Genomic DNA, 21,146 nt, shown 5'->3' with positions numbered 1-21,146 from the left:
TTATGTATCCGCTTACAATATATAGAGTAAGTTAAAAAAAAGCATCATGTGTCATTCACATGATGCTTCTCCATCGAACCATTTACTGCGATAGTTTATGAAAAAATAACCCCTCCATCAATCATGATGGATTGCCCTGTCATATAATCCGAATCCGGTGAAGCAAGGTAAGAGACGAATTTCGCGACATCTTCTGGGGTTTCGGGGCGCCCCAGGGTTATGGAATCTGTGAACTTTTTAAATGTTTCCCCTTTAGCAAGATTCATATATGGACCCATTTTTTCATCGATTAAATCCCACATTTGCGTTCCGACAATTCCTGGACAGTATGCATTCACCGTAATGCCGAACTGGGCCAATTCCTGTGCTGCCGCTTGTGTAATGCCCCTAACGGCAAATTTTGTGGCCGAGTATGTACCAAGTAAGCTAAAACCTTTATAACTGGCGATGCTGGCAGCACTTATGATTTTCCCGCCTTCTTGCTTTTTCATTTGTTCTGCCGCGGCTTGAAGGCAAAAGAGGACACCATTTACATTTATATTGAAAATCTGTTCAAGATCTTCTTGAGTTACTTCCAATAGAGGCTTTATTTGCGCAATTCCTGCATTTGAAACCATGACATCCAGCTGTCCAAACCGTCCCACAACTTGATTCACCATTTCGAATACTTCCCGTCTATTGCTTACATCCGCTTTAACGGCGTAGCTTTCACGTCCAAGTTCCCTTATCTCATTCACGACCGATTCGGCCGTATCCAGATTGACGTCGTTAATGACCACATTCAATCCATCTTGAGCTAATCTTAATGCAATGGCACGTCCGATACCACGACCTGCACCAGTGACTATCGCCATCCGTTGACCGCTAGCCATACAAATACCCCCTTCAGTTTTAGCAATGCACAGCTTGACCTACAACATTTAAAAGAGCTTCATGTATGGATTCCGACAAGGTTGGATGCGCCGCCACTAAATCTTCCATCATATCTGCCGTTATTTCTGCATGCAGCATGATCGTTCCTTGTCCAATCAATTCTGTTGCATGCTGACCAACAATGGTAAAACCCAGAATTTCATTATATTGTGGATTCACTAGCACTTTGACCTTTCCTACCGGTTTATTGGAAAGGACAGCTTTCCCATTTGCCGAAAAAGCGAATTCACCTACTTTAATTTCACCATATTTTTGACGCGCTTCTTTTTCGGTCAAGCCTACACTGGCAATCTCGGGGGAGGTATAAATGCAGCGAGGGATTGCCCGGTAATTCACTTGTGCAAATTGACCGCAGGCATTCAGGGCCGCCACACGCCCTTCATGAAAAGCAACATGGGCAAGTTGGGTGCCCCCTATCACATCACCGCAAGCATAAATTGATGGATTGCTTGTTTGCATTCGATCATCCACCGAGATGCCACGTCGGGAAAAATCAATATCGTTTTCCTCTAAGCCTATTCCATTCACTCTTGGTCTTCTCCCTATTGATACGAGTACGTAATCAGAAATCATTTCTACCAATTTTCCATCGCCATTTTCCAAAAATACCGTTTTACTGGTTGAATCGATGTTTTTGACAGTTGTTGAGGTATGGATCGTAACGCCTTGGTTCATTAATTCGTCATGCAGTATGCTCGTGGTATCATCATCTTCCCCAGGAAGCAGCTTTTCCCCCATTTCGATAACGGTAACCTTGGTGCCCAACCTGCTATAAATGCTGGCAAATTCACATCCGATGACGCCGCCTCCGACAATTAGCAGTGAATCGGGAATGGCAGGAAGTGACATGGCATGACCACTGTGGATGATCCATTCACCATCAAACGGCGCAAAAGGGAGTGGAATCGGTTCAGAACCCGTTGAAATGATGATCTTACTTGCATCAATCACTTCATTTTTATTTCCGTTCTCGATCCGCAGTAGATTGCTTGAAAGGATAGAAGCCCTGCCCTGTATGATTTTTATTTTATTCTTACCCATTAAATATCGAATGCCGTTCACTAGATTAGATATGACCTCTCTTTTTCGCTCCTGTACGGTATCCCAATCGACTTCAATCGAATGGGGGTAAAGGCGAATTCCCATTTGCCCGGCATTTTTCACCAAGTCATACGTATCGGCACTTTTCAATAACGACTTCGTTGGCATGCAGCCTTCGTTTAAACAGGTTCCCCCCAATGGCCCATCGACTGCCAATATGACCTCCTTATCCTGCTGGGCAGCAGTGATTGCCGCTACATACCCTGCAGGACCTCCGCCTATAATAACTATACGATTCAAGGCTTTCCCTCCTATTCTATAAAATCACGGTGATCGGCTCTTCTAAATACCTTTTTAGTGTTTGTAAAAAGGCAGCAGCGGGTGCCCCGTCCAGTACACGGTGATCAAAAGTTAAACTTAGTGGCAAGATCGTTCTCCTCTCCAATTCTTCGCCAATATAAAGCGGGGTATCGTAAGCAGAGCCAATTCCGAGTATCCCCGTTTCCGGTGTATTGAGAATCGGCGTAAAATGCTCAACGCCATATGCCCCGAGGTTACTGATAGTAAAAGTGGAACCTTGCATGTCTTCAATTGGCAATTGACCGTCACGTGCACACCGGGCCAACTCCTTCCCCTTATTCGATAACTGTCTTAGGGTACAATTTTCGGCATTTCTTATGACGGGAACAACTAGTCCATTCTCCAAGGCCACCGCTAATCCAAGATGGATAGACTCATACAAAATGATGTTATCTTCAATATAGGCACTATTCATTTTAGGGTGCTCTTTAAGTGAAAGCACGACAGCCTTGGCAACAAAGTCCGTTATAGTCAATTTAGTTGATTCATATTTTTGCAGCGTTTCTGTAGCCTGTTTTTGCAAAATGACTAGATCAGTGACATCAACTTTCAGCGTTAGCGTTAATTGGGCACTGCTTTGCAAGCTCTCTTTCATTCGTTTGGCAATGATGTTCCTCATTCCCTTAACAGGAATCTGCTGCTGACGCTCTAAAGCTGGTTTTGGCGGAACTATTCTTTCTTCTGTATTTACCGGGATGGAATCCCTTTTCTCAATTACTTTCTGGACATCTTCTTTAGTGATTCTTCCTCCTGGCCCGGTGCCTTGAATCATCTCAATGTCAAGATTCGCTGCCTGTGCCATTTTTCGTGCAACCGGAGTGATCATCAATCGATCTCCCATTGGCAAAGTGGGGGACTCTTTTGTTTTCGTCTTTTCTTGTTCATCAATTTTCAACTGGGTCTCTACAGCAACAGGTTCATCGATCTTTATTTTTTCATTCGGATCTCCGATATGACAGATAACGGTTCCTGGAGGTACTCCTTGACCTTCTTGAACAGCTATATTCAGAATCGTACCTTCCGCTGGAGATTCAATATCCATTTCTATTTTCTCTGAATTGATGCTGGCTATTGCTTCACCTTTTTGGACTGGATCCCCAACAGCCTTACTCCATAACGAAACAGTGCCTTCTTTCATTGCCATACCCAATTTCGGCATTACCACTTCGACAGCCATATCTAATTTCTCCCTTCATAATGGTTTGTTTTATCCATCATTGTTTTTGTTGCTCCAACCTTTGCAGTTCTATGCGAAAAAGCTGGAGCATGCATCTGGATTTATTTACACCCCTAGAATGGAAGGTTCCCCTAATAATTCTGAAACGGCTTGTATCACTTTTTCTGATGTAGGAAGGTAAATATCTTCAAGCGGTGGAGAAAAAGGGACAGGTGTATGTGGTGCCGTAATCCTCTTGATTGGCGCATCGAGCGTATCAAACCCCTTATCCGCCACCAGTGCGGCAATATCCGTTGCGACACTGCATCTTGGGTTCGCTTCATCGATCACGATCAAACGATTTGTTTTTGCCACAGAGGAGAGAATCGATTCTTCATCCAGTGGTGACAAGCTCCGCGGGTCGACAATCTCAACTTCAATTCCTTTAGCTGTGAGTTTTTCAGCAGCCTCCATCGCGGTGTGAACTTGTTTACCGATGGCAACGATCGTCAAATCCGAGCCTTTCCTTTTCATTTCGGCTTTGCCGATTGGGATTGTATAGTAGCCTTCCGGAACCTCTCCAACCATGTTGTATAGTGTTTTATCTTCAAAAAAGATGACAGGGTCATTATCTTCAATGGCTGAAAGTAAAAGCCCTTTTGCGTCATAGGGGGATGAGGGAACGACGACCTTCAATCCTGGAATGCTGGTGAACAAGGCATAAAGGCTTTGTGAATGCTGAGCTGCAGCCCTGAACCCTGCACCATGCATCGTACGGATCGTCACGGGAACCTGTGCTTTACCGCCAAACATATAGCGGAATTTCGCACCTTGATTCAATACTTCATCCAAACAGCTGCCAATGAAATCGTTGAACATTAACTCGGCTATCGGTCGCAAGCCTGTCGAAGCGGCTGCCATTGCCGCTCCCATATATCCTGCTTCCGCAATGGGTGTGTCAAGAATTCTATCCCGGCCAAATTCTTGAACCAATCCTTTCGTGACACCTAAGACGCCACCCCATGCTTCGTCATCCTGCAAATGATCGACCTCTGCACCGCCGGCTACATCTTCTCCCATAAGGATGACATTTTCGTCTTTTCTCATTGCCATGGCCATTGCTTCATTTATTGCCTGCGACATACTGATTTTTCTACTCATTTCAATTCCTCCTTTTATGGTTTAATAAGATACATAAACATCGTTTAATAAATCGGACGCTTCTGGATATGGGCTCTCTTCACTGAACTTAACTGCTTGTTTAATAGATTCCTCAACGGCATTCTCAAGAGAAACCAGTTCTTTTTCCGCCAGCAGATTCTGATTCAGTAAGTAATTCCTGAATAGGGCAATCGCATCTTTCTCTTGTTTATGTTCCTTTTTTTCTTGTTCCTTTTTATATTTCTGTGCATCTCCCTCGAAGTGGCCATAATTACGATAAGTAACGCATTCGATCAATGATGGGCCTTCTCCCCTGCGAGCCCTCTGAACGGCTTCTTCAGCAGCCTTATACACGGCCAATACATCTTTCCCATCCACCCGGACACCCGGGATATTGTAGCTTATCGCACGATCGGCTATCGTTTTACAGCTAGAAGCATAGTTGAAAGGCGTGGCTTCCCCATACCCATTATTTTCAGCGATGAATATTACGGGCAGCTTCCAGATTGCCGCCAGATTTATCCCTTCATGGAATGTCCCATGATTATTGGCACCATCACCAAAAAAACAAACACTAACATGATCAGTCTTTTTATACTTGGCAGTTAATGCTGCACCGCATGCGAGCGGAAAGCCTCCGCCGACTATCCCGTTCGCACCTAACATCCCCTTATCCAAATCGGCAATATGCATCGAACCGCCTTTTCCTTTGCAAAGCCCAGTCACTTTCCCATAGATTTCAGCCATCATCCCGTTTAGGTCGCATTCTTTTGCAATACAGTGGCCATGCCCCCTGTGAGTGCTTGTAATGCTGTCCTTTTCGGATAGGTGGGCACATACACCAACAGCAACCGCTTCTTCCCCTGCATATAAATGGACAAACCCAGGTAAAATCCCTTTTGCAAAAGATTCATGAACTTGATCTTCGAATTTTCTGATCTCCAGCATTTTCTTGTACATCCAATAAGCCTTGTCCTGTGATAACTTTATTTCATTCGATTGAACCGTTTCCATTTTTCAGCCCCCAATCAGTAATAGCAAGTCAATCTTATATATTGCAATTGTCGTGCCAAAATGGGAGGCGGTAAAATTAGGAGTTTAACTATTTTCAGCAGAAACAAAACGAGACAAAATGAGATTGCTGTCTCGTTTTGTCTCGTTTTGTTTAAAATATACGATCCGAATTCACTTATAACTGAAGTTCAATGGGTTTGAATGTGGAAAGCAGCCTGCTCATGCTTGAGGAATAAGCTCATTATGCACCTTTTATTTAGGTTTCAGCACTTACTGACATGAATTTTGTTATATGGTTAGAGAGGAAGGACCTACTAGTAAACTTCAAGTTTAACGTAAATTTTTTAGTGCACCGCTCCATGCAATTGTTTGATCTAGCATTGCATGGACATTACCAAGGTGTAAATCAGCCGGTTTAAACGTTTTGAAGTTTTCAAAGTCTGTAAATAGCGATAATGTCGGATTTACACGAACGTCCGCAATTAGTAATTCCCCTAAGATGCCACGCAAATGTTCGGCTGCACGGGCTCCGCCAGTTGAACCATAGCTTACGATGCCCGCAGCTTTGTTGTTCCATTCATCACGTGCGGAATCAAGTGCGTTCTTTAATGCCCCTGTAATGCTGTGATTATATTCTTGTACGATAAACACAAAACCATCCAAGCTAGAGAGTTTTTCTGACCAAGCTAATAATCCTGGTTCTTTATCAGTGCCTTCTCCAAAAAACGGCAATTTGAAATCTGCGATATCGACGATTTCATAAGTTGCATCCTCACGTTTATCAGCTATTTCTTTAACCCAATTTCCCACTTGTGGACTTACGCGTCCTATTCGTGTGCTTCCTAAAATAATTCCAATCTTTAATTTTTCCAATGTTTTCTCCTCCTCGTAAAAACTGACTGGCAAATTAATTGTTTAAGAATATAACCTTTATAAGTTGATGGATTTACATATTTTCAATCTCTTCCACTAACGTGTAGTACCCACCTTCTGTATCTTCAATGAGATGGTTTATTTTATTAAGATGGTCTTTGAATTCACTTTTTTCTAACCAATTTTCATGAGAATCAATACTCTCAAAGGTCGTTACCATAATTGCCTTATCATCATCTACAGAACGATGCCAACGGCTGCTGATCCAACCGGGAACACCTTGTGATCCCTTCTTGAAATTGAGCAGTTCTTCAGCTTGGATAGCAACCAATTCATCAAGTTTGCCTGGTTTAGCTGTAAATACATTAATCCATACTATTGTGTTACTTGATTTCATATTCATAATCTCCTGTCATTTATTCTATTTTTTTAGTTATTAAAAATTGGCATTCCCTCCCATCACCTAGGTGCGTCAGTACTGACCGTCATTGTTCTTCATGAAAAGCTAGGGAGTCAAAGCCCTAGTAAATGTTTGCACACTCTCCATGATAAATGCCTCCAGGGACACGGTTGGATAGTTCTCATCGGCATCCAGATCGTTCATAAAGGCACCAAAATTCATCATCATGAACGACAACGCCTGAAGCTCTGGGTTTATGGGAATAAGTTTTCCTTTTTCATGCATCGTGTTAAAATAGTTTGTCAAAATTCCCAGTAACTGTCGGGGGTGCTTTTGTGTTTTTTCTCGAAAACCAGGTAAATTGCCTTCTTCCTTGATACTTATCATTATCATTTTCCGGTTACGATTCATGATTTCATGATATGTTCGACTGATCAGTTGTAAATCTGAATGCAAATCCCACACGATTTGCTCTTCATTAAAAAGTTTGGTCATCTCTTCAGCATAATGATATCGGTCAAATGCCGTTTCTAAAAGATTTTGCTTGCTTCCAAACCGACGGAATAGTGTTTTCTCACTAAAACCTGCAGAACCAGCAATTTCCTGAGTAGAAACACCATTGTACCCTTTCTCTGCAATTAGATCGATTGCCGCCAACAGCAGCTTATCATCGGTACTAAGCTTATTACTGCTATTCATGATCTCACTTCCTCCAAATGGACTGTCAGTACTTACTGACTTTCCATTTTATTCTATTCATCTGTTTTTTAATTGTCAAGAAAATATTTCCAATAGTATATATTTTTTTAAAGATGGCAGGCCAATCCAGAAGCGAACCTTACGGGGGATTTAACACCATGGACATTCAGGAAAAACAAATAAAAGACGGAGCTTTTAGACTCCGCCTGAATTCTAGAATATTTTTTTCTCATTCAACTCGAGTGCCAATTCTTTAAAAAACTGTAGTGATTCTGGATTTCCCATGGAGTCTGCATTCACTACTTTATCAAACTCGAAACCTAATAACACTTTACGTATCGGGACTTCCATCTTTTTTCCGTTCAACGTTTTAGGAATTTGTCCAACGACATGGATTTGGTCAGGGATAAAGCGAGGGGATAAATGCCCTCTGATTTGTTCCTTGATTTTTGCCGTCAATGCTGCATCCAGACTTTCCCCGGGCTTAAGGACTACGAACAACAGCAGTGAGGAACCGCGGCCAAGCACTTCCCTATCAATGACTAGGCTTTCCATCACCTCGTCTATCACTTCGACGACCCGGTAGATATCGCTAGTTCCCATCCGTACACCAGAACGGTTGATGGTCGAGTCGGAACGTCCATAAATGATACAGCTGCCCTTGTCGTCGATCTTTATCCAATCACCATGTTTCCATATGCCAGGATACGTATCGAAATAACTCTCATAGTATCTTGTCCCATCTTGATCATTCCAGAAATATAGCGGCATGGACGGCATCGGTTTGGTAATGACCAATTCACCAACTTCATTAATCAATGTTTGACCATGCTCATCAAAGGCTTCCGCACAAACGCCCAATGCCCTTCCTTGTATCTCTCCGATTCTCACGGGCAATGTTGGAACTCCGCCCACAAATCCGGCACATACATCGGTCCCGCCACTGGATGAACTTAGCCAGATATCCTTTTTGACATTTTCATACACCCATTTATAACCGTCTCCAGATAATGGAGCTCCAGTGGAAAAAAGAGCCTTCAATTTCGATAAATCATATTTTCCCAGAGGCTTGTTTCCTAACTTCATTGAATTCGTAAGGAATGGTGCACTTGTTCCAAAGAAAGTCATGCCTGTATCTTCCGCCAATTCCCAAAGAACCTCCATATTCGGAAAAGAAGGGCTGCCGTCATAAAGGACGATGGTCCCTTCATTAAGCAAACCACCCATAAGGAGATTCCACATCATCCAGCCTGTCGTCGTAAACCAGAATACGGTATCCTCGGAAGTCATGCCTTGATGGATTCGTGTTGATTTGAAATGCTCCAATAATATACCGCCATGCCCTTGTACAATCGGTTTTGGCATCCCGGTCGTACCTGATGAATAGAGAATCCAAAGCGGATGATCGAAAGGAACGCTTTCAAAAGTTAATTCTGCCTTTTCTTTTAATAGGTCATCCCAAGGAACTGTATCAGCCAGGTTCACTTCCAAAATCTTTTTTTCTATGTAAGGAACCAGCACGGTATGCTTGACAGTGACCAATTCCTGTTTAAGCTGGGAGACGACCGATGTTTTATCATATACATTTCCATTGTACTGATATCCATCAACCGCCAGTAATACAACTGGTTCAATCTGTTTAAAACGATCTATGACGCTTCTTGCCCCAAAGTCAGGTGAACAACTGGACCAGATGGCACCTATGCTCACTGTTGCCAAGAAAGCTATCACCGCTTCAGGTATGTTTGGCATATAGGCAACAACACGGTCACCTGATTTCACACCAAGTTTCCTTAATGATTGGGCGGCAGAGGCCACTTTTTCTTTCAGCTCTTTCCAGCTGACTTCCTGCTGCCTGATATGTTCGGAACGAAAAAATATCGCCGTTTTCTCTTCCTGATTATTCAATAATGCATTTTCAGCATAATTAAGCCTTGCCCCCTCGAACCATTTCGCACCTGGCATGGATTGCTCCGCTAAAACCCTGTCATATTTCCTGCCGGCTTTTACATCACAATAATCCCAAATTGAAGCCCAAAATTGCTCCAGTTCATCTACCGACCATTTCCATAATTCATGATAATCATGAAATGTTAAACCTTTCTTTTCTTTTAACCATTTCACATATTGCGTCAATACCGTTTGCTCGATTTGTTCCTTTGTCGGTTCCCAAATGATTTGTCCATCTGTAAGCGATTTCATTCAATCATCTCCCTTAGGTATCAAATGCGTCATTGAATTATTTCATAATAATTGGTAATTTAATTAAATTGTAATCTATGAGTTTTAAAACTGTCAATTTACACTTAACTCAAGCAGGCTCGTATTTATGTATGGGCAGGTTAATGGAGAAACATGTCCCTTTCCCTTGTACACTTGACACATGTACCGTACCATCCATGCTTTTGATAACGCTATATGAAACCATCATGCCCAATCCCGTCCCTTTATTTTTTGTCGTGAAGTAAGGCTCACCTAAACGATATATTTGTTCCTGTGTCATTCCAACTCCCTGATCTTGGATCTTGATTTGGATGGTGGAGGCAGCATGAATCAAATCTATGTATATTTTGCCATCATGGTCCATCGACTCTATGCCATTCTTTAAGATATTGAACAAACTCTGTTGGAATTTCTTCCTTTCCCCCATGATATAATAAGCTCCATCTTCGAATAAGGATAATTTCAATTCTGTTCCATTATTGTTAGCCAGGGGTTTTATGCTGTTAACGACATGCTGAATTTCCTCCGATACCCTTAATCGCTCCGTGTTTTCAGGGCTTATGGAAGCAAACGTCAAATAATCATTAATGACATCCGTGGCCCGATCCAATTCCTTCAGTGCAATATTTGCATATCTGACCTTAGTATGGGAAGAAACGTCTTCGCTTAACATTTGTATATAGCCCCTGGTGACTGTAAGGGGATTTCTGACTTCATGAGATATGCTTGCAGCCAGATGACTAACGATTTGCAATTTTTCCGCTTTCACTAATTTTTCGAGAACCTGAAAATTAGTGAGAATGACCTCCCATAGTAAGATTACAACAACAATTCCAATGACTTGGATCGTGAAGTATTGTTTCCATAGACTTATGCCGATAGTAAGTTCAAATACTACTGTTGAAATAAACTGCGTGAGAATATGGACAATGAAGATTAATGATATACCCATGAGAATTTTTTTGCTGACAGAGAGTTTCAAATAGTATTTAGATATAAAAAACAAGGAAACACCCACAAGTGGAAAAGTGATGCATGATATATAAAATCCATTATCACCCCCTGATAAATAGCGGATAACAAGAGTGGTGACTATCAATATGATTCCTAACCGATAGCCTCCATATAAACCGCCTAATAGAAAAGGGATCCATCTAAGATCCCAAACAAAATCTTCTTCTATAACAACGGGAAATAACATGCATAGAACAAGTGAAAGAATAGGGAAAATCGATAGGAAGGATCCTTTTAATGCATCTAAACGGTATACGTACTTCACTAGATAGCTCATTTGCAATAAAAAGATCGGAAAAAGGATAAGTAAAAAGTTAATCAGTAAATCTTTGGTCATAAGATTCATTTTTACACCGAACTTTCGATATTTTTCGAAGATTTAGACAGATATATCAATCATATCAAGATAGAGAATGATAAGCTAGTTAAATTAACATGGGGACTAAAAAAAGAGGCAGTTAGCGGGACCAACAAAGAAAGCGGATGATTGAGGGCTGAAATATGAACATGAAAAAAACACTGAAACGATCATTTCAGTGCCATCAAAAAAATATTTGAATAAGAATTTAATAAAGAGCTGATTTTGCGAGCATGGTGATTGTTGCATCATCCATCGGAGGATTATGGAGTCCTGCGCGTACATCCCTGTAGTAGCGTTGCAGGGGATTGTTTCGTTGTAAACTTTTGGCTCCGACGACTCTCATCGCTTTATCGACGATGGAAATCGATTTGTTGACGACCGATAACTTAACTGCCCCCAATTGCTTCGATAATTCATCATGATCTTCAGGCTGCCGCACCCATTTTTCTGCGACAGAGTAGAGGAAATGGTGTGCTTCACCCAATTCCAGTTCAATCTCCCCAATTGTACGTTGAACATTCGGAAGGTCCCTAATTGGTCCTGGTAAGCTATTCGGAGCATAGGTTTTCGCAAATTCGACTGCGTAATTTCTGGCAGCCACTGCGATTCCCAAGTAGCAAGCCGGTATATGTAATAGCCACGCTTCAGGTTTTCTTTTTTCGCCAGGATTGCTTTTCATGACATAATACTTTTCAGGGAGGCTGACATCATTTAACACCAAATCATGACTTCCTGTCCCCTGCATGGAAATCATATCCCAAGTTTCTTCTATACTTACACCCTTTACATCACGATGAACTAAAAATGTGCCAAGTCGCTCATCCTCGGGAACCCATGCCGTTACGAGAAAAATATCTAGGACGGGAGAGAGTGTAGTGAAAGTCTTTCTGCCATTCAAATTCCATTGATTCCCCTTTTTGATCGCAATGGTTTCCGGTCGGCCTCCGCGCGTCGGACTCCCCGTTCCAGCCTCAGAAGCTGCCGTATTGATTAGTGCACCTTTCGACACTTCATCATACAATTCTTTCATGACTCCTTTTTCCCAAGGTCTCTTCTCGGATAAGGAAAGTACCGTTCCGACATGCCAGCCTATTCCTAAGGCTGTTGGGCCGCAATATTGAGCTATTTTTTCTTGGCATAGGAGAAAATCATATAAGGAACCGCCATATCCGCCATGCTCTTTAGCTAAAGTTAATTGGGGGTATCCGAATTCCTTTAACTCCTGAATGTTTTCATAAGGAAATCCCTTTGAATCATCAAGTGCCTCAGATCGGCCGGTAAAGGACTGAATCGCCGCCTCTAATTTTTGTATATATTGTTTTTGCTTCTGTGATTGAAAAAACGACATGAAGATCATCCCTCCTCTAGTAAACAAAAATCTTAAACCATCCAGCAGCAGAACAGAACTGCTAACTCCACTTTATCATATCACCTTAGTGTAGTTTATGGTTCGAATCTGCACATTAAGAGTCAATGTCTTCATTTTTATATTCTTTGTTCGCGTTCTTGTAAGCCTCCTTCGCCTGATCAATATTTTTGTTTTCGAGAAAGTAAGCTATCGCGGCTTGCCCGATTCCATAAGTGACGGCGCCCGCTACCGCACCGGAAACGACTAGACCAGCTCCTGGGATGAAACGGACTGCAGCCCTGACACCTTCCCTGACAAGGAGCCCGATGCCAACATTGATTCCTAACGCTGCAATGAATTCACTTGCCGTTTTCGTATTGATTTCTTTATCCGCAATAAAACCTATCACCACAATCATCAAACCCTGAATGCCGGTCAAAATGGGAAAATCGGCAAAAGGTATTGGCTCTGCACCTATTAGACCTGCGATTGCCGTAAACGTTCCCACTATCGTCCGCGCGAATTTCTTCTTTACGAATTGGCTCTGCATCGCTTTGGCAGTCTTCAGCTTCGCTTCACTGGGTAAGGCCTCAATTAAGTAATCTGAAAGCAAATCTATGTTCCAACGCATATCATATTCAATATTTCCGCTTTCATCAAAGTCAATATACGAACAAGTAGGAATTATGTTCAAAAGTGGTATTTCACTATCTTTAAATCGTTTTGACATCAATGCGATGGCTTCATCAATATTCTTTTTTTTCTTAGGATTGGCATCAAAAGGTACTTGTTTATAATGTGGCGGATCTAATTCATCCACTTGTGTGACCACACAGATGACAGGTACATCATAATGGTGATTCTCTTTAACGATCTTGCGCAGCTTATTCAATTCTTGTAAATCTTCTTCAATACGTGAATCCGCTTCTTTTGCTTTAATTAAGAAAAGAAACACATCAGGTTGTTCTTCAGTCACCGCTTTTATCAATTCATCCAATGGTGTATCTTCTTCGAACTCTTCCGTAGGAGCTTCACTCTCACCCAGCCCCCGTGAGTCCAGTAAACGAATTTTGGGTTCGGCATCACTCGGGTACCATAACCATTTCCCCTTACCCGTTCCAGATTTAACGGAACTGACATATTGCCGTTCCTGACCAAACATCGCATTGATCAGTGAGGATTTTCCAGACCCTCTCCTTCCGACAAGAGCAATTCGGGGTTCCCTTGCATCAACAGTCATCGTTTTCAGCTTTAAGAGCTGGTCGAGCATTTTGGTCTTTTTCGATTGTGAAATTGGGAGCTTATCTACCTGGCCTTTAATGAAACTGAATATGCTTCCCCTTTCATCTTGTTTTTCCGCCATCACCCATTCCCCCTTTTTAAGAAGTGTCTTAAGTAACATTTACCCTTGAGCAATTTAATTTAAGCATGTAACTTCATTCTCCTTGCAAATTAAGGGGCTCCATTTCTCTAATCAATAACTCTTTTCTTTTAAGAACATAACGACACTGGCCATGTATTTTTGAATTTCCTGGACTTGAAAGGCCGCAGAATCCGCAATCTGTTTGTAATGATGCTGTCCTTCATCGGTTATTCGTAAATACCGTTTAGTTCGTTTTTCACTTTCCCACCTGCCGACAAGTAGGCCGTTCTCTTCCATTTCATGAGATAAATCGTATAAATAGCCATTTGAAGCGATCCAGCCGAACTGATTTTTAAGCAGATCGCCAATTTCCCCCATATAAATGGGTTTCTTAGTGAAAGCGGCTTTTAAAGTTACATAACGGACAAGGTCCTTCACCGATATTATTTTCGAGAAATAAGACCTGTATTCTTCTGGAAGCTCATTTACAACCGGTGGGTTTTCACCAGATCCCCTTAAATCGAACATGAAGCGATCAATGACCTTTTTCACTTCGGAAAACCGTTCCAGGAAATTTTCTTGATACCATATGTAAAGCTCTTTGCCTTTTTCCGTTATTTGATAATAATTTCTTCCCTTATTCGTATATAATGATAAATGATTGGATTCGACTAGCGTATTCGATATTTTACATAAATAGTCATAGCTATGCACTTTTCCAGTGAACGTATTTTTCAGGTCCTGGTGAATCGCCCTTGGATAATTCGCTTTTATCCTTAAAGAGTGAAGTAGGAAAATCGTTAAAAATTCGCGCTGGCTCAACCCAACGGTTTCAACCGTCGCAGACAGTTTCTCCCCTTTCTTCACAGTCATTCCCCCCTTAATACTGTATATAATTAAATATTTCTTCCTTCCCCTTATTATCCTGTGCTGCCACATAATAGTAAAGTTTTTAATGCCAAACTGCCTAGTACTAATTTTTTGGATTCGATCTATTGTGGGATGGGGAAATTCTGAATATTCTGTCGAGGTTTATTGTGAAATAGTTTAAAACACAAAAAGAAGGAACGGCCTATGATAAGGCCGTTCCTTCTTTTTGCTTACTGTTCCGTTAAAATGATCGGATCTTCTTTTGTAATGACGAGGGTATGTTCATATTGGGCGGAAAGCTTTCCATCTGCCGTTCTCGCCGTCCAGCCGTCTTGGTCCATTTTCATATGCCATGTGCCTGCATTCAGCATAGGCTCGATCGTGATGACCATGCCCTCTTTTAAACGGGCACCTTTACCTGGCTTACCATAATGTAGGACGGTAGGGTCCTCGTGCATGGTTTTGCCGATTCCGTGTCCTGTAAAATCGCGGACAACAGAAAACTTTTCACCTTCTGCATATGACTGGATTGCATGACCGATGTCCCCGAGACGGTTTCCTGCCCGTGCAACTTCAATGCCTCTGTATAAAGCATTCTTGGTTACATCCATTAAGCGCCGAGCTTCATCGGAAACTTCTCCGACTGCATATGTCCAAGCTGAATCCGCCAAACCGCCGTTAAGGTTCACCACCATATCGATCGTGACGATGTCTCCCTCTTTTAGGGCTTTCTTTTGCGGAAACCCGTGACAAATCACGTCATTCACTGAGGCACATGTTGCATATTTATAGCCGTTATAACCCTTTTGTTCAGGTGTAGCACCATGCTCTGCCAAGTATTGATCGACAAATTCCTCGATTTCCCAAGTCGTGATTCCCGGTTTTATCATTTTTGCAATTTCTCTATGCGTCGCAGCAAGAAGTTTGCCCGCTTCATGCATCAAATTTATTTCTCGTTCACTTTTAATGGTTATCATGTAAAATCCTCTTTCGTTTTATAACTTATCTGCTTGAGACTCCTTATTTATCATATGCCTTTTTTTATATAAAAAGCAACCAAAAACCCGGTAAAAATCACCGGGTTGATTAAGTCATGAAATTTTCTGTACCTGTAATTCTGATAAAATAAGCAAAATTACAAAAGCCTAAAAAGATCCAGCGATTACTTATTTACGCGATTGAATATTCCAGGGGTGAATGCCCTGGAACATGATAATTACCCTGTGACTTAAATCTTAATAATTCTATATAGGCCCGTGTGTATTAATTGGGTACAGTTTCCCATTCAATGCAAATGAAACTCTTCCTGTTTCCTCTGATACTACCAATACAAGGGCATCACTCCGTTCAGATAAACCCAAAGCAGAGCGGTGGCGAGTTCCCAGTTTTTTTCCCCCGGTTGACCTGTCCGAAAGCGGAAGGACATTTGCTGCGGAAACAATCTGGTTCTGACTAACCAAAACGGCTCCATCATGCAGTGGATTTCCAGGAAAAAAAATCGATTCCAATAAAGAATGGGTTAACTCCGCTCCTATTGAAATACCGGGTTGAATCAATGAACCAAGGGAATCTCCCCGTTGAATCACAATCAACCCGCCATGTCTCAAATTCGATAAATTTTGAACACAAGTTGATAATTCCGGATATTTGTCCGTAAACGGGGACAAATAACAGTTTAAATAAAATGTTGCTGCTTTCATATCAATGTATATGAATTTATCCTTTATTTTCTCAAAATTTCCAAGAAGACAATAATTTTCATCACCCATTGCTTCTAAGTTATCCTGTAATGCCGATATTACTTGACGTATCTCCTCTTTTAACGTTTGTTTCATTGGTGAAAAATCACAATGGCCATTATTCACAGGCATGCACCTCCCTTTAATGATTCGACTCTTTTTTTTCAATGGATTTTAATTCCCACTATAAGACCATTCTTATTTTCCCTAGCTCTATTTATCCCTTTTTACATTAATAATTATGAAGAATGTACTTAAAGTTTGTCTTCACGATAATTAATTATTCATCCTTACTATCAATCAGCAGTGACTTCACATTTTTTTATGTCATATGGACAAGGTAAAAGAATAGATATATTAATGACCTGTTGATGGATATCCTATAATAAGAGGTGGTATTAGATGCCTTATGTAACAGTATTTGACCAAGGAACGTTTGAAGTTGAAATGGGAAAAAAATTAGTATTGGCATTGGAAGATAACGGGATAAATATTCTCCACCGATGCGGTGGGAAAGCTAAGTGTACAACTTGCAGAGTGGAAATATTGGCAGGTGATTTTTTGGAGGTCACACATAAAGAAAAAAAGGTCTTTGAGGAAAAAGGAATGGAAGATCATTTGCGTTTATCTTGTCAAATTTACGTGAATGGAGACATAACAATTCGGCCGATCAAAACGGTTGAGAACTCTGGACTTCCTGCTGGGCCAAGGCCTGAAGGCTAAATAGTTTCATAAAGAGTGTTGTTTTATCGAAAAACATCAAAACGACTAAAAATATTTTTTCTAGTCGTTTTGATGTTTTTTATCTTTAGCTAAATGATTTACTTCTTTTCCATGACCGCAAAGTAATTATCTTCATTATCAGCAAAATTGAAGACTCTTCCAGAAGGCATATTTACAAGTTCTCCCACTTTGATATTCTTCTCCGAAAAGTCTTTATATAATTCATCAAGATTATCCGAGTAAAACATTAATGATGGTGTAGCTAGATTTAATTCAGGCTGCATTTTAGCAATGAATTCCTTATTATGCAGGATGATGCTCGTTTGTGCATCCTTTTGGTGCTATTTCAATCCATCTTAACCCTTGGCCGTTATCTTCTTCAGAAAGTACGCTAAATCCGAATTTTTCCGTCCAAAATTTCAATGACTCATCTTGGTTATTAACGTATAACATAATTTGACCGACTTTATTAATCATTGGCTTCTCTCCCTTTCTGCTGGTTCCGTTATTAATTGAATCGTTTATGTATAAGCATCTTGCTGGTTGGGAAAATATAACTGATTAAATCGTATAATAAATGAAAGTTTTAATCAATATTTACAAAAATTGAATTTTCCCTCTTTTGGGAATGTTCTTGAAAACAACTCAATTGTTTAAGGAAAGCAGATATCTATTACGAATTTCGCTTAATTGTTTCTTCTACATATTCCAAGAAATCTGTATGTGCCGGATTCCCTTCCAGATGTTGAGCTACCACATTCAATGGCATTATAACTCTATCTCTCTTTTTGGAGTAAAGAACAATCTCTGTTTTAATGCCCCTATTCACTTCATCAAGTGCAGAAGAAAAATGATATACAGAATCATATTCATACCTTTTATAATCTTGATTTATATTCCTTTTTATAACTTCTCCAATATACGCACCTATCCTCACCGCAAAATTATCAAAATGATTCTTTAAAAGTTCCCTACCCATTTGAGTAATGCTTAATCTTTTCGTATAAGCATCTATATGACGAATGCTTTCAATAGTAAAATCTAAATTTCTCTTTGTTAGGTTCTCTTGATCCCAAGTGTCTTCTGACACATCCTGAACATTAATTTCGCAATGCCTTTTAAATCATTTTTTATTAATTTAGTTTTATTTAAGGAACCGAACATATGACATTTCCCCTTTTTACTTTATCTATTGGTTAATTATACATTAATGGAATTGCTCCATTGTTTATTAAAAAAAGCTATGCATTCTTTATATTCAGGAATTTGCAGGACTTTTCGATTTTTCACAGAACTTTTATACAGAGTATTGATCAAAGGAGAGTGAAATGGTGGTTCTTTCGAAAGAGGATTTGTTAAATATATTGGAAGGCAACAGGAGATTGACGTTGCGGGTGGTTGAAGCTTTCCCTGAAAAGGAATTATTTCATTATACACCGGCCGGGAAGCTTCGCCCTTTCGCAGAAATGGTTAAAGAAGTCATGAACATTGAGACTGGATATATGCGTGGAATTGCACTGGGTATTTGGGAGTTTCCAGATTCCTTTTCGGTAATTTCCACCAAAGAAGACCTGATATCAGCATGCGAAGCAGTAAGGGTTGAGACGAGGAAATTGTGGGAGGAAATGACCGAGGAAACGCTTGGAGTCGTTGAAAAGGATCCTTTTTTCGGTCCCTCACAAAGCCACTTTGATAGACTTCAATATGCCCTGGAAAATGAGATCCACCATAGGGGACAAGGCTATATTTATCTTAGAACGCTTGGAATTGAACCACCTGAATTTTTCGTAAGATAATCATGCATTAAGTAATAAATTGGAGCAAAGAAAAATTAATAAGAAAATAGGAGTGAGACACATGACAGTTGATGCATATCTTAATTTTAATGGAAATTGTCGACAAGCGGTAGAGTTCTATGCGGAGATTTTTGGAACGGAACAACCGAATATCATGACCTTTGGTGAAACACCGCCTAATCCGGAATTTCCCCTTCCAGAAGAAGCGAAAGATTTAGTCATGCATACAAGGCTGACTATCAATGGAAGCAATATCATGTTTTCAGATACTTTTCCTGGTATGCCTTTTGTAGAAGGAAATAATATCAGCCTGGCATATGTCGGTAATGATGTGGAGGAAATTAAATCGATCTTTAACAAACTAAGTGAAGGCGGGACTGTTGGTGTAGAGCTGCAAGAAACATTCTGGAGTAAAATTTACGGTCAGTTAACCGATAGATTCGGAATCCAATGGCAATTTAACTTCGAAAGCTGAGAAACGAATTTTGGATATAGGACTTTTCACGGGTGAGAAGTTTCTATATCCTTTTGTATTTCCATCACCCTGAGGCAAGAATATTGTAACAAACAAACAAAGGATTAATGGGCTTAGTTTAATGATCGATTAAAATACACAAACGCACCCTAACCTTACACCATTTTCTTTGGTCATGATAATTGGTGTATAGTATATGTACCTTCAAGATGTTTAATCTTATTGAATAATCGTAATTCCTTGATAATGGCAAGTTTAGTTATCCTGGCTAACATGCAAACAATAAAGGAGAAAAATCATGAAAAACAAAATTCAAAAAATCACCACTAACCTTTGGTTTGATTCACAAGCCGAAGAAGCGGCGAAGTTCTACACATCCATCTTTGAAAATTCTGAGATCGGAAGAATCACTAGCTATGGAAATGAAGGAAATCAAATCCATGGAAAGACAATGGGTTCTGTGATGACCGTGGAATTTGAATTGGAAGGACAAAAATTCGTAGCATTAAATGGCGGTCCTCAATTCAAATTCACAGAGGCAATATCATTTATCATCCATTGCGAGGATCAAAAAGAATTGGACTATTATTGGGGAAAACTCTCGGCAGGCGGAGATGAAAAGGCGCAAGTGTGTGGTTGGCTGAAAGATCAATTTGGCGTGTCATGGCAAATCATCCCAGAAAGTCTAACCGAGATGGTGAACGACTCCAATCCTGAAAAATCGGAAAGAATGATGAAGGCGTTGCTCCAAATGAAGAAAATTGACATTAAAACTTTAGAGCAGGCGTATCAAGGATAAGTTCCAATAAACAACATTCAGATTAGGCAGAAGAGTGAACGATTTTGAAAATAGTTAAAGCCTAATCTCTCGGTACTTGTGAAATTAGGTTTTAATATTTACCAAAGTAAAAGAAACAAATGGCATAATGATCTAGATGGTTTTTAAGGGAGAAATAAAATGATGGACAATATATATACAACACCGCTTAAACTGGGCAATGAAATAATTGAAAGAAAAATCCGCTATGACTCTTTAATTGTAGAACATACCTGTATGCTATTAAACGCACAAAATCATCATGTCGTGCTATTTCATGAAATCATGGATGCGTTTACGATGAAAGCGGGTCCCATAGAATTAAACATACCCATTGGAAGTTATACGATAGCTTATTATTGGAAAGACCGCCCTTATAATTTATACCTTTGGAGAGATTTTGAAGGCAATTATTTAGGTTCCTATTTTAATATTGTAAAAAATACATATTTGGCGGATAAGTTGTTATCCTTTGAGGATTTGATCATTGATATCTTGGTGCTTCCGGATGGGTCACATTTTATTTTGGACGAGGAAGAGTTACCTGTGCCCTTAGAGCAATTTGAGAGTGGTTCTGTTAAACAAGCCTTAAACTCTTTACTTGATTCCATTGATATCCTTCTTTCACAAATCATTGAGGAATCCGGGAAACTCTATAAACATAACGACCTCCTTCCATGGTTGAACAATAAATGACAATCGTTTTAATTCTTTGAACTCCGCAAAAGAGGTAGCATTACCATGAACAAAAAGCCTACTTCATTCAGCAGGCTTTTTGTT

General features: G+C 40.3%; 21 protein-coding genes and 1 pseudogene. 5 read left to right on the top strand and 17 right to left on the bottom strand.

Annotation, left to right across the window (positions count from 1 at the left end; translation table 11 throughout):
• Positions 1-95: 95 nt before the first annotated feature.
• The 15 genes from J7I90_RS02485 to cdaS form a co-directional block, all read right to left on the bottom strand.
• Positions 96-872, bottom strand: coding sequence for an acetoin reductase (locus J7I90_RS02485; protein ID WP_214768243.1), 777 nt, complete (start codon positions 870-872; stop codon positions 96-98).
• Positions 873-891: 19 nt separating this feature from the next.
• Positions 892-2,274, bottom strand: coding sequence for a dihydrolipoyl dehydrogenase (lpdA, locus tag J7I90_RS02480; RefSeq protein WP_214768242.1), 1,383 nt, complete (start codon positions 2,272-2,274; stop codon positions 892-894).
• A gap of 16 nt (positions 2,275-2,290) precedes the next feature.
• On the bottom strand, positions 2,291-3,511 hold the full coding sequence (locus J7I90_RS02475) for a dihydrolipoamide acetyltransferase family protein (RefSeq protein ID WP_214768241.1): 1,221 nt from the start codon (positions 3,509-3,511) through the stop codon (positions 2,291-2,293).
• Between the two features lie 105 nt (positions 3,512-3,616).
• Complete coding sequence (locus J7I90_RS02470; RefSeq protein ID WP_098936477.1) at positions 3,617-4,651, bottom strand: alpha-ketoacid dehydrogenase subunit beta; 1,035 nt, start codon at positions 4,649-4,651, stop codon at positions 3,617-3,619.
• A gap of 21 nt (positions 4,652-4,672) precedes the next feature.
• Positions 4,673-5,665 carry a thiamine pyrophosphate-dependent dehydrogenase E1 component subunit alpha gene (locus J7I90_RS02465; protein ID WP_214768240.1) on the bottom strand — a complete coding sequence of 331 codons (993 nt, stop codon included), beginning with the start codon at positions 5,663-5,665 and terminating at the stop codon, positions 4,673-4,675.
• Between the two features lie 330 nt (positions 5,666-5,995).
• Positions 5,996-6,538 (bottom strand): NADPH-dependent FMN reductase, encoded by a 543-nt coding sequence (locus tag J7I90_RS02460; protein WP_214768239.1) that lies wholly within the window; start codon positions 6,536-6,538, stop codon positions 5,996-5,998.
• Between the two features lie 73 nt (positions 6,539-6,611).
• Complete coding sequence (locus tag J7I90_RS02455) at positions 6,612-6,935, bottom strand: putative quinol monooxygenase (RefSeq protein ID WP_214768238.1); 324 nt, start codon at positions 6,933-6,935, stop codon at positions 6,612-6,614.
• Positions 6,936-7,043: 108 nt separating this feature from the next.
• Positions 7,044-7,637: a TetR/AcrR family transcriptional regulator gene (locus J7I90_RS02450; RefSeq protein WP_214768237.1), complete on the bottom strand. Its 594-nt coding sequence runs from the start codon at positions 7,635-7,637 to the stop codon at positions 7,044-7,046.
• 213 nt (positions 7,638-7,850) lie between these two features.
• Positions 7,851-9,839: an acetoacetate--CoA ligase gene (locus tag J7I90_RS02445; RefSeq protein ID WP_214768236.1), complete on the bottom strand. Its 1,989-nt coding sequence runs from the start codon at positions 9,837-9,839 to the stop codon at positions 7,851-7,853.
• 109 nt (positions 9,840-9,948) lie between these two features.
• On the bottom strand, positions 9,949-11,151 hold the full coding sequence (locus J7I90_RS02440) for a sensor histidine kinase (RefSeq protein WP_214768235.1): 1,203 nt from the start codon (positions 11,149-11,151) through the stop codon (positions 9,949-9,951).
• Positions 11,152-11,440: 289 nt separating this feature from the next.
• On the bottom strand, positions 11,441-12,583 hold the full coding sequence (locus tag J7I90_RS02435) for an acyl-CoA dehydrogenase family protein (protein ID WP_214768234.1): 1,143 nt from the start codon (positions 12,581-12,583) through the stop codon (positions 11,441-11,443).
• 115 nt (positions 12,584-12,698) lie between these two features.
• Complete coding sequence (locus tag J7I90_RS02430; RefSeq protein ID WP_214768233.1) at positions 12,699-13,946, bottom strand: GTPase family protein; 1,248 nt, start codon at positions 13,944-13,946, stop codon at positions 12,699-12,701.
• 111 nt (positions 13,947-14,057) lie between these two features.
• Positions 14,058-14,813, bottom strand: coding sequence for a PadR family transcriptional regulator (locus tag J7I90_RS27940; protein WP_048684497.1), 756 nt, complete (start codon positions 14,811-14,813; stop codon positions 14,058-14,060).
• A gap of 233 nt (positions 14,814-15,046) precedes the next feature.
• Positions 15,047-15,793 carry a type I methionyl aminopeptidase gene (gene map / locus J7I90_RS02420; protein ID WP_214768232.1) on the bottom strand — a complete coding sequence of 249 codons (747 nt, stop codon included), beginning with the start codon at positions 15,791-15,793 and terminating at the stop codon, positions 15,047-15,049.
• A 267-nt stretch (positions 15,794-16,060) separates the two neighbouring features.
• Positions 16,061-16,681 (bottom strand): sporulation-specific diadenylate cyclase CdaS, encoded by a 621-nt coding sequence (gene cdaS, locus J7I90_RS02415; protein WP_214768231.1) that lies wholly within the window; start codon positions 16,679-16,681, stop codon positions 16,061-16,063.
• Positions 16,682-16,957: 276 nt separating this feature from the next.
• On the opposite strand from cdaS, the gene J7I90_RS02410 reads away from it, so the two are divergent.
• Positions 16,958-17,278: a 2Fe-2S iron-sulfur cluster-binding protein gene (locus J7I90_RS02410; RefSeq protein ID WP_214768230.1), complete on the top strand. Its 321-nt coding sequence runs from the start codon at positions 16,958-16,960 to the stop codon at positions 17,276-17,278.
• Positions 17,279-17,376: 98 nt separating this feature from the next.
• Here J7I90_RS02410 and J7I90_RS02405 read toward each other — a convergent pair.
• Together J7I90_RS02405 and J7I90_RS02400 are read right to left on the bottom strand one after the other, a co-directional pair.
• Positions 17,377-17,755: pseudogene (locus J7I90_RS02405) on the bottom strand (VOC family protein).
• Positions 17,756-17,951: 196 nt separating this feature from the next.
• Positions 17,952-18,368 carry a hypothetical protein gene (locus tag J7I90_RS02400; protein WP_251025048.1) on the bottom strand — a complete coding sequence of 139 codons (417 nt, stop codon included), beginning with the start codon at positions 18,366-18,368 and terminating at the stop codon, positions 17,952-17,954.
• Positions 18,369-18,606: 238 nt separating this feature from the next.
• Between J7I90_RS02400 and J7I90_RS02395 the strand changes: the two genes are divergently transcribed.
• The 4 genes from J7I90_RS02395 (at position 18,607) to J7I90_RS02380 (ending at position 21,062) form a co-directional block, all read left to right on the top strand.
• Positions 18,607-19,074: a DinB family protein gene (locus tag J7I90_RS02395; RefSeq protein WP_251025047.1), complete on the top strand. Its 468-nt coding sequence runs from the start codon at positions 18,607-18,609 to the stop codon at positions 19,072-19,074.
• Between the two features lie 61 nt (positions 19,075-19,135).
• Positions 19,136-19,549, top strand: a complete 414-nt coding sequence (locus J7I90_RS02390) for a VOC family protein (protein ID WP_214768229.1) — start codon at positions 19,136-19,138, stop codon at positions 19,547-19,549.
• Between the two features lie 298 nt (positions 19,550-19,847).
• On the top strand, positions 19,848-20,348 hold the full coding sequence (locus tag J7I90_RS02385; RefSeq protein WP_214768228.1) for a VOC family protein: 501 nt from the start codon (positions 19,848-19,850) through the stop codon (positions 20,346-20,348).
• Between the two features lie 162 nt (positions 20,349-20,510).
• Positions 20,511-21,062: a ribonuclease FAU-1 family protein gene (locus tag J7I90_RS02380; RefSeq protein ID WP_214768227.1), complete on the top strand. Its 552-nt coding sequence runs from the start codon at positions 20,511-20,513 to the stop codon at positions 21,060-21,062.
• The last annotated feature ends 84 nt before the right edge of the window (positions 21,063-21,146 follow it).

The sequence above is a fragment of the Bacillus sp. ISL-57 genome (assembly GCF_018613135.1).
GTDB classification, from domain to species: Bacteria; Bacillota; Bacilli; order Bacillales; family DSM-1321; genus Peribacillus; species Peribacillus frigoritolerans.
Note: the sequence above shows the minus strand (reverse complement) of the source record. Positions and strands in the feature narration are given on the sequence as shown.